The following is an 8,180-nucleotide window of genomic DNA, read 5'->3' as shown; positions in this document are numbered from 1 at the left end:
TCAGCCGCCCGCGCGCATCGACCGGGCGTCCAGACCCGCCAAGGCGTCCGGGCTGGTCTCCGCGTTGTGCGCGTGCGCCAGGTGGTGCAGGCCGAACACCGAGTCCATGCCGGCGCGCTGACCCATCAGGTCCTCGCACTGGTTCACCGCGCGCTTGGCCAGTGCCAGCCCGAACTGCGGCATCCGGGCGATCCGCTCGGCCAGCGCGAACGTCGACTCCGCCAGCTCGGCGCGCGGCACCACCCGGCTCACCATGCCCCACTCGTAGGCGCGGGCCGCGCTGAACCGGTCCCCGGTGAACAGCACCTCCTTCGCCGCCCTGGGACCCAGCGCCCACGGGTGCGCGAAGTACTCCACCCCCGGAATCCCCATGCGCACCACCGGATCGGCGAAGAACGCGTCCTCGGCGGCCACGATCAGGTCGCACACCCAGGCCAGCATCAGCCCGCCCGCGATGCACGCGCCCTGCACCATCGCGACCATCGGCTTGGGGATCTCCCGCCAGCGGCGGCACATGCCGAGGTAGACCTCCATCTCCCTGGCATACCGGCGATCCCCGCCCGCGCGGTCGGTGTGGTCCCACCACAGCACGGCTTTCCGGTCGAACGCGGCGTCCGCGTCCCGGCCGGGACTGCCGATGTCGTGGCCCGCGGAGAAGTGCTCGCCCGCACCGGCCAGCACGATCACCTTGACCTCGGGATCGTCGACCGCGCGGGCGAAGGCCTCGTCCAGGGCGTAGGTCATCGCCGAGTTCTGCGCGTTGCGGTACTCCGGGCGGTTCATCGTGACCACCGCCACCGCGTCCCTGCGGACGTACTCGACCACCATCAGCTCTCCTCGCGCAACCGCTGTTTGAGCACCTTGCCCGCGGCGTTCCTGGGCAGCGAGGCCCGGAACTCCACCGTGCGCGGCACCTTGAAGTTGGCCAGCCTCGCCTTGCAGAACCCGATGACGTCCGAAGTGGACAGTCGAGCGCCGGGACTGGTGACCACGACCGCGTGCCCCACCTCGCCCAGGCGCTGGTCCGGCACCCCGATCACCGCCGACTCGGCCACCCCGTCCAGCCTGGCCAGCGCCTGCTCGACCTCGGCGGGATAGACGTTGAAACCGCCGCAGATGTACATGTCCTTGAGCCGGTCGGTGATGGTGAGGTAGCCGCGCTCGTCCAGCCGGCCGAGGTCACCGGTGTGCAGCCAGCCCTCGGAATCCACCGCGGCGGCCGTCGCGGCCGGATCGTCCAGGTAGCCCAGCATCAGGTTGGGGCCGCGCAACAACACCTCGCCGTTGTCCGCCAGCCGCAGCTCGAACCCGGCCGCCGCCCGGCCGCAGGTGGTGGCCACGGTGACCGGATCGTCCTCGGGGCGGCACATGGCGGCCACCACCGCCTCGGTCAGCCCGTAGGCGGTGAGCACCGTGTCGAAACCCAGCTCCGCCCGCATCCGCTCCACCAGCCGCACCGGCACCACCGCCGCCCCGGTCACCGCCAGCCGCAACGAGGACAGGTCCGCCGAGTGCGGGTGGTCGAGCAGGGACTGGTAGATGGTGGGCGCGCCGGGCAGCACGGTGATCCGCTCCCGCTCGATCAGCCGCACCGTCTCCGCCGGGCGGAACACCGCCTGCGGCACCAGGGTCGCGCCGGTGAGCAGGCAGGCCAGGATGCCGATCTTGTAGCCGAAGCTGTGGAAGAACGGGTTCACCACCAGGTACCGGTCGCCCGCGCGCAGCCCGGCCAGCTCGGCCCAGGCCGCCGCCACCGCCAGCGACTGGCGGTGCGCGCTCATCGCGCCCTTGCTGCGGCCGGTGGTGCCGGAGGTGAACAAGATGTCGCTGACCTCGTTGTCCCGCACCGCCTCCGCCCGCGCCGCCACCTCAACCGGCGGCACCGGCGAGCCGGACAGCTCAAGGGCGGGCGCGGCCGGATCGACCGGGAAGCGCAACACGGTGCGCAGACCCGTTGGCAGGCCTGCTTTCTGCAGTTCGGCGAGGTGGTCGACGCCGAGGAACTCCTCGGCGACCACCAGCGCCCTGGCCCCGCTGCGCCGGAGCACGTCCAGGGTTTCCGTTGCGGTGAAACGGGTGTTGACCGGCACCAGGGTGCCGCCCGCGTACAGCGCGCCCAGCGCGGCGACCATCCAGTGCGCGGTGTTCGGGCCCAGCACCGCCACCCGCTCGCCGGGAGCCAGGCCCGCGCCGAGGAACACCCCGGCCGCGGCGCGCACCCGGTCCAGCAGACCGGTGAAGTTCCAGCGCACCTCGCCGTCCACCACGGCCTCCGCCGCGCCGAACCGCTGCGCCGCCGAGTGCAGCGCCGCGGGGATGGTGCTGGGATTCACCGAACACCTCCAAGCAAGTGCTTGGTAGGCTAGCCTACGCAGGTCGGTGCGCCTTGAGAAGCCTGGAGGCCGACATGGATCCGTTCCGGCGCTCGGTCAGGGACTGGCTCACGGCCAACCTGACCGGCGATTTCGCCGCCCTGCGCGGACTTGGCGGCCCCGGCCGCGAGCACGAGGCCTTCGAGCAGCGGCTGGCCTGGGACCGGCACCTGGCCGCGGCGGGCTGGACCTGCCTCGGCTGGCCGGTCGAGCACGGCGGACGCGGCCTGCCGGTGGCCCAGCAGGTGATCTTCCACGAGGAGTACGCGCGGGCCGGGGCCCCGGCCAGGGTGAGCCACGTGGGTGAGGAACTGCTGGGGCCCACGCTGATCGCCTTCGGTTCACCCGAACAGCGGCAGCGGTTCCTGCCCGGGATCGCCGCGGTGCGCGAGCTGTGGTGCCAGGGCTACTCCGAACCGGAGGCCGGTTCCGACCTGGCCGCGGTGCGCACCTCGGCCCGGCTGGACGGCGGCGAATGGGTGGTCAACGGGCAGAAGGTGTGGACCTCCCTCGCCCATCTGGCCCAGTGGTGCTTCGCGCTGGTGCGCACCGAACCCGGGTCACGGCGGCAAGCCGGACTGTCCTACCTGCTGATCCCGATGGACCAGCCCGGCGTGCGGGTGCGGCCGATCCGGCAGCTCACCGGCACCGCCGAGTTCAACGAGGTCTTCTTCGACGACGCCCGCACCCCGGCGGAACTCGTTGTGGGCCAACCGGGTGACGGCTGGCGGGTGGCCATGGGCACCCTCGCCGTGGAGCGGGGCGCGGCGACGCTGGGACAGCAGGTCGGGTTCCGCAACGAGCTGGCCGCGCTGGTCGAGGTGGCCAGGCAGACCGGCGCACTGGCCGAACCCGGCATCCGGGAACGGCTGACCAGGGCCTGGATCGGGCTGGAGGTGATGCGCGCGCAGGCGCTGCGCACGATGTCCGGGCCGGGCACCGGCTACGAGGCCTCGGTGGCCAAGCTGTGCTGGTCCCGCTGGCACCGGGGGCTCGGCGAGCTGGCGATGGCGGTGCGCGGCGCGGCCGGACTGACCGCGCCGGGCGAGCTGGACCGGTGGCAGCGGCTGTTCCTGTTCAGCCGGGCGGACACCATCTACGGCGGGTCGGACGAGATCCAGCGCAACATCATCGCCGAACGGGTTCTGGGACTGCCCAAGGAGGTCCGGCCGTGAGACCACCAGCGGGACACGGGCTGTTGACCGGCAAGGTCGCGGTGGTCACCGCCGCCGCGGGCACCGGCATCGGCTCGGCCACCGCGGAACGCTGCCTGCTGGAGGGCGCGGCCGTGGTGGTCAGCGACTGGCATGAGCGGCGGCTGGCCGAGACCGTCGAGCGGCTGGCCGCCGAACATGGCGAGCAGGTCACCGGCATTCCCTGCGACGTCACCGACGAAAGCCAGGTGCAGGCCCTGTTCACCGGCGCGACTGTCCACTTCGGACGGATCGACGTGGTGGTGAACAACGCGGGTCTCGGCGGCACCGCCTCGGTACTGGAGATGACCGACGAGCAGTGGCAGCGGGTCCTCGACGTCACCCTGAACGGGACCTTCCGCTGCACCAGGGCCGCGCTGCGACTGATGGTCGCACAGGGCGGCGGGGGCGCGATCGTGAACAACGCCTCGGTGATCGGATGGCGCGCCCAGGCCGGGCAGGCGCACTACGCTGCGGCCAAGGCTGGCGTGATGGCGTTCACCCGGTGCACCGCGCTGGATGTGGCCCAGCACGGGATCCGGGTCAACGCGGTCGCGCCCAGCCTGGCCGCACACCCCTTCCTGGCCAAGGTGACCAGCGACGAGCTGCTCACCGAACTGGCCGGGCGGGAGGCGTTCGGCCGGGCGGCGCAGCCCTGGGAGGTGGCCACCGTGATGGTGTTCCTGGCCAGCGACTACGCCACCTACCTCACCGGCGAGGTGCTGTCGGTGAGCAGCCAGCACCCGTGACAAGGAGAACCGTGACAGCCAAACGTGCCCCCGAGAGCGGATCGCAGCGCCGCGCGGAACTGCTCGCGCTGGCCGCGCGACTCTTCGCCGACCGCGGCTTCCGGGCGACCACGGTCCGCGACATCGCCGACGCGGCAGGCATCCTCTCCGGCAGCCTGTACCACCACTTCGACTCGAAGGAGTCGATGGCCGATGAGATCCTGCGCAACTTCCTCGACGAGCTCTTCGGCCGCTACCGGGAGATCGAGGCCGGTGGGCTGGGGCCGCGGCAGCGCCTGGAACAGGTGGTGATCACCTCCTTCGAGTGCATCGACGCCCACCACGCCGAGGTGGCGATCTACCAGAACGAGGCCAAGCACCTGGCCCAGCAGGAACGCTTCGCCTACCTCGGCGACCACAACGTGGAGTTCCGCAAGCTGTGGGTCGGCATCCTGGAGGACGGGGTGCGCGCCGGGGTGTTCCGGCCGGACCTGGATGTCGAGCTGGTGTACCGGTTCGTCCGGGACACGGTGTGGGTCGCGGTGCACTGGTACCGGCCCGACGGCGCGCTCTCCGCGGGCGATGTGGCCCGGCAGTACCTCGGCATCCTGCTCGAAGGCATCGCCACCCGGCGACGCCCGGCCAGAAAGCCCTAGTCACAAGGAGGATCCCCGTGCCCGAGGCGTACCTCATCGACGCAGTACGCACTCCGGTCGGTCGCCGGGGCGGCGGACTCAGCACGATCCACCCGGCTGACCTGGGCGCCCACGTGATCACCGCCCTGTTCGAGCGCACCGACGCCGATCCGTCCGAAGTGGACGATGTGATGTTCGGTTGCGTGGACACCATCGGCGCCCAGGCCGGCGACATCGCCCGCACCGCCTGGCTGGTCGCGGGCTACCCGGAACAGGTGCCGGGCGTGACGGTGGACCGCCAGTGCGGATCCAGCCAGCAGGCCCTGCACTTCGCCGCCCAGGCGGTGATGAGCGGGACGGCGGACCTGGTGGTGGCCGGCGGGGTGCAGAGCATGAGCCGGATCCCGATCGGCTCGGCGATGACCGTCGGCGAACAGTTCGGCGACCCCAGCCCCACCGCCCTCTCACCCGGCTGGGCGCACCGGTACGGCGATGAGGAGCTGTCCCAGTTCCGGGCGGCGGACCACATCGCGGTGCGGTGGGAGATCAGCCGAGCGGAGATGGAGGAGTTCGCGCTGGCCAGCCACGAACGGGCGGTGACGGCGCGGGCGGAGGGCCGGTTCGACTGCGAGATCGTGGACTGCGGCGAGCTGACCGACGACGAGTGCCCGCGCCCGGACACCACGTTGGCGCGGATGGCCGGGCTGAAACCGTTGCGGGAGAACGGGAGGATCACCGCGGCGTTGTCCAGCCAGCTGGCGGACGGGGCCAGCGCGGTGCTGGTCGCCTCGGAAGACGCGGTGCGGCGCTTCGGGTTGCGGCCCCGGGCGCGGGTGCACCACCTGTCGGCGCGCGGGGCGGATCCGGTGGCGATGTTGACCGCGCCGATCCGGGCCACCCGGCATGCGTTGCGGAAGGCGGAGATGGGGGTGGCGGACATCGATCTGTTCGAGGTCAATGAGGCGTTCGCAAGTGTGGTGCTGGCTTGGGCGCGGGAGTTGGAGGTGCCGTTGGAGAAGGTGAACGTGAACGGCGGGGGGATCGCGTTGGGGCATCCCATTGGGGCTACCGGGACGAAGCTGACGGCGACGTTGGTGAACGAGCTGGAGCGGAGTGGGGGGCGGTTCGGGTTGCAGACGATGTGTGAGGGCGGGGGGCAGGCGAACGTCACGATCATCGAGCGGCTGGGGGACTGATCATTCCGCTGCTTCGGGTTCTCCCTGTGCCAACGCGATGCGACAGCGTTCGACCTCCTCGGCCACCTGTTCCATGAACCAGCGCATGATCTCGTAGGGGATGGCGCGCTCCTCGTGGCTGTGGATGTGGACGGTCGGTTCCCGGTGCGGGTCCTCATCGGGTATCACCGCCACCAGGAAGGCGTCTCCAGGCAGGTGCGTCTCGGCATGGGGAATCTCGGCCCACGCGGCCGGCGCCGGGACGGCCTCGCTCAGCTCCACACACCAGGCATCGTCCGACAGGGCGTAGTGGAACTGAACGGCATAGTGACGGCCTGCGTGGACGCGCAGCTCGGACATGTCCGCAGGCTGCCACAGCTGCCGTACCGGAGTCTCGCGAGTATTCCGGCCAGCGCCCGGTTCGCGACCCAGCAGACCTCTGCGGCACTGCTCAGGCTGGAGTGAAGTAGTCGCGGGGGTTGGTGATCAGCATCTGGTCGATGTCCGCTTGGCAGACGCCCTGGGCGAGCAGGGCGGGGATGACCGTGTCGGAGAGGTAGTCGTAGCGCCAGTTCGGCAGGATCTGCTCCTTCAGGCCAGGTGGGAACCAGTCGATGTGGCTACAACTGTCCTGGGACAGCACCATGCGTTCGGCGTAGCCCGCTTCGCAGAGCGCGCGGACGGTTTCGATGCGTTGCTCGGCGGGGAGCATCAGGTCCAGGCCGAAGCGGTCCATGCCGAGGTAGGAGCCGTTGTCCGCCAGGCGTTTCAGCAGGTCCAGGTCGGCGGTGTCGCCTACGTGGCCGAGGATCACGCGGGAGAGGTCGACGCCTTCGGACTTGAGCAGGGCCTGGACTTCTTGCGGGGTGTCGTTGGTGGTGCTGGTGTGCACGGTGATGGGGGCGCCGGTGTGGTGGTGGGCGGCGATCACCGCGTGCAGCACCCTGGTGACATCCGGGGTGAGGCCGTGCACGTCGGCGGCGCACTTGAGGAAGGCGGCGCGGACGCCGGTGCCGGCGATACCTTCGGTGAGGTCGTGGATGAACAGCGGGATCAGCGGGTCGTCGCCGCCGAGGATGGTGCCGGGGCCCCGGTGGTGCAGGCTCAGCGGCACGTCGCGGTAGGTGTACAGGCCGGTGGCGACGATGATGGTGAGTTCGGGGACCCGCGCCGACACCCGGAGCAGGCGGGGCAGGTCGCGGCCGAGGCCGAGGACGGTGGGATCGGCGATGGTGCTGATGCCGGTGGCGTGCAGGGCGCGCAGGCGGGTGGCGGCGGCCTCGATCTCGGCTTCCTCGTCCCACAGGTGCGGGTAGTTGGCCATCAGCTCGGTGTCCTGGACGAACACGTGCTCGTGCATCAGGGTCCGGCCGAGCTGGTCGAGGTCCTTGTTGCCGCTGACGGTGGGCACGGTGGGCATGTCCTTCTGCATACCAGCCGGGCGGATGTGGTGCGATGGGCCGGCACGGTCAAGGAGGCGGTATGACGAGTCAGCGGGCGGGGCAGGTGCTCGGCGCGAACCTGCGGGAGCGGCGGGAGGCGCTGGGCATATCCCTGTCGGAGCTGGCCCGCCGGTCCGGGATCGCCAAGGGCACGCTGTCCCAGCTGGAGTCCGGGTCGGGCAATCCGACCATCGAGACGGTGTTCAGTTTGTCGAACGCTTTGGATGTGCCGGTGTCGGGCCTGCTGACCGAGGCGGTCGATCCGGACGTGGTGGTGGTGCGCTCGGCCGACCTGGAGGTGCTCAGCGGGGAGGCGGTCGACCTGCGGCTGCTGCGCCGGATCGAGCACGGCGGGGCGGTGGTGGAGGTCTACGACCAGCGGGTGCGGCCCGGAGTGGTGCAGGAATCCGCAGGTCATCCCGGGTTTGAGCACACCGCGGTGGTGACCGGGACGTTGCGGGTGACGGTGCACGGGCGGGCGCACGAGATCGGGCCGGGGGACTATGTGCGGTTCCGGGCCGGGACGCCGCACCAGTACGCCGCGGTGGACGGCGAGGTGCGGTCGGTGCTGCTGCTCGAGCATCCGGCGCAGTAGTCGCCGTTGACGGCGGCGGGTGCGGGACCTAGCCTCGAGA

9 protein-coding genes are annotated in these 8,180 nt (G+C 71.1%); 5 read left to right on the top strand and 4 right to left on the bottom strand.

Translation table 11 applies throughout. The annotated features are described in order from the left end of the window. Both M8C13_RS23650 and M8C13_RS23645 read right to left on the bottom strand, forming a co-directional pair. A complete protein-coding gene (locus M8C13_RS23650) occupies window positions 1-828 on the bottom strand; it encodes an enoyl-CoA hydratase (RefSeq protein ID WP_252482851.1) in 828 nt (275 codons plus the stop codon). Continuing rightward, on the bottom strand, window positions 828-2,333 hold the full coding sequence (locus tag M8C13_RS23645) for a FadD3 family acyl-CoA ligase (protein WP_252482850.1): 1,506 nt from the start codon (window positions 2,331-2,333) through the stop codon (window positions 828-830). Before M8C13_RS23645 ends, M8C13_RS23650 begins: the two co-directional genes overlap by 1 nt. A gap of 74 nt (window positions 2,334-2,407) precedes the next feature. Here M8C13_RS23645 and M8C13_RS23640 point away from each other — a divergent pair, with 74 nt between their 5' ends. The 4 genes from M8C13_RS23640 to M8C13_RS23625 are packed head-to-tail and all read left to right on the top strand — an operon-like array spanning window position 2,408 to window position 6,124. Continuing rightward, window positions 2,408-3,547, top strand: a complete 1,140-nt coding sequence (locus tag M8C13_RS23640; protein ID WP_252482849.1) for an acyl-CoA dehydrogenase family protein — start codon at window positions 2,408-2,410, stop codon at window positions 3,545-3,547. After that, window positions 3,544-4,314, top strand: coding sequence for an SDR family oxidoreductase (locus tag M8C13_RS23635; RefSeq protein ID WP_252482848.1), 771 nt, complete (start codon window positions 3,544-3,546; stop codon window positions 4,312-4,314). Before M8C13_RS23640 ends, M8C13_RS23635 begins: the two co-directional genes overlap by 4 nt. Window positions 4,315-4,325: 11 nt before the next feature. Next, on the top strand, window positions 4,326-4,949 hold the full coding sequence (locus M8C13_RS23630) for a TetR/AcrR family transcriptional regulator (protein ID WP_252482847.1): 624 nt from the start codon (window positions 4,326-4,328) through the stop codon (window positions 4,947-4,949). Window positions 4,950-4,966: 17 nt separating this feature from the next. After that, window positions 4,967-6,124 carry an acetyl-CoA C-acetyltransferase gene (locus M8C13_RS23625; RefSeq protein WP_252482846.1) on the top strand — a complete coding sequence of 386 codons (1,158 nt, stop codon included), beginning with the start codon at window positions 4,967-4,969 and terminating at the stop codon, window positions 6,122-6,124. Here M8C13_RS23625 and M8C13_RS23620 read toward each other — a convergent pair whose 3' ends face one another. Both M8C13_RS23620 and M8C13_RS23615 read right to left on the bottom strand, forming a co-directional pair. Then, complete coding sequence (locus tag M8C13_RS23620) at window positions 6,125-6,463, bottom strand: hypothetical protein (protein WP_252482845.1); 339 nt, start codon at window positions 6,461-6,463, stop codon at window positions 6,125-6,127. It lies immediately after the preceding gene. Window positions 6,464-6,554: 91 nt separating this feature from the next. After that, on the bottom strand, window positions 6,555-7,523 hold the full coding sequence (locus M8C13_RS23615) for a phosphotriesterase (RefSeq protein ID WP_252482844.1): 969 nt from the start codon (window positions 7,521-7,523) through the stop codon (window positions 6,555-6,557). A gap of 62 nt (window positions 7,524-7,585) precedes the next feature. On the opposite strand from M8C13_RS23615, the gene M8C13_RS23610 reads away from it, so the two are divergent. Further along, entirely contained in the window at window positions 7,586-8,140 is a 555-nt protein-coding gene (locus M8C13_RS23610; RefSeq protein WP_252482843.1) for a helix-turn-helix transcriptional regulator, read from the top strand. Window positions 8,141-8,180 lie beyond the last annotated feature (40 nt).

This window comes from Crossiella sp. SN42 (assembly GCF_023897065.1).
Classification (GTDB): domain Bacteria; phylum Actinomycetota; class Actinomycetes; order Mycobacteriales; family Pseudonocardiaceae; genus Crossiella.
The sequence above is the reverse complement of the archived record's forward strand: the minus strand, read 5'-3'. Positions and strand labels throughout refer to the sequence as shown.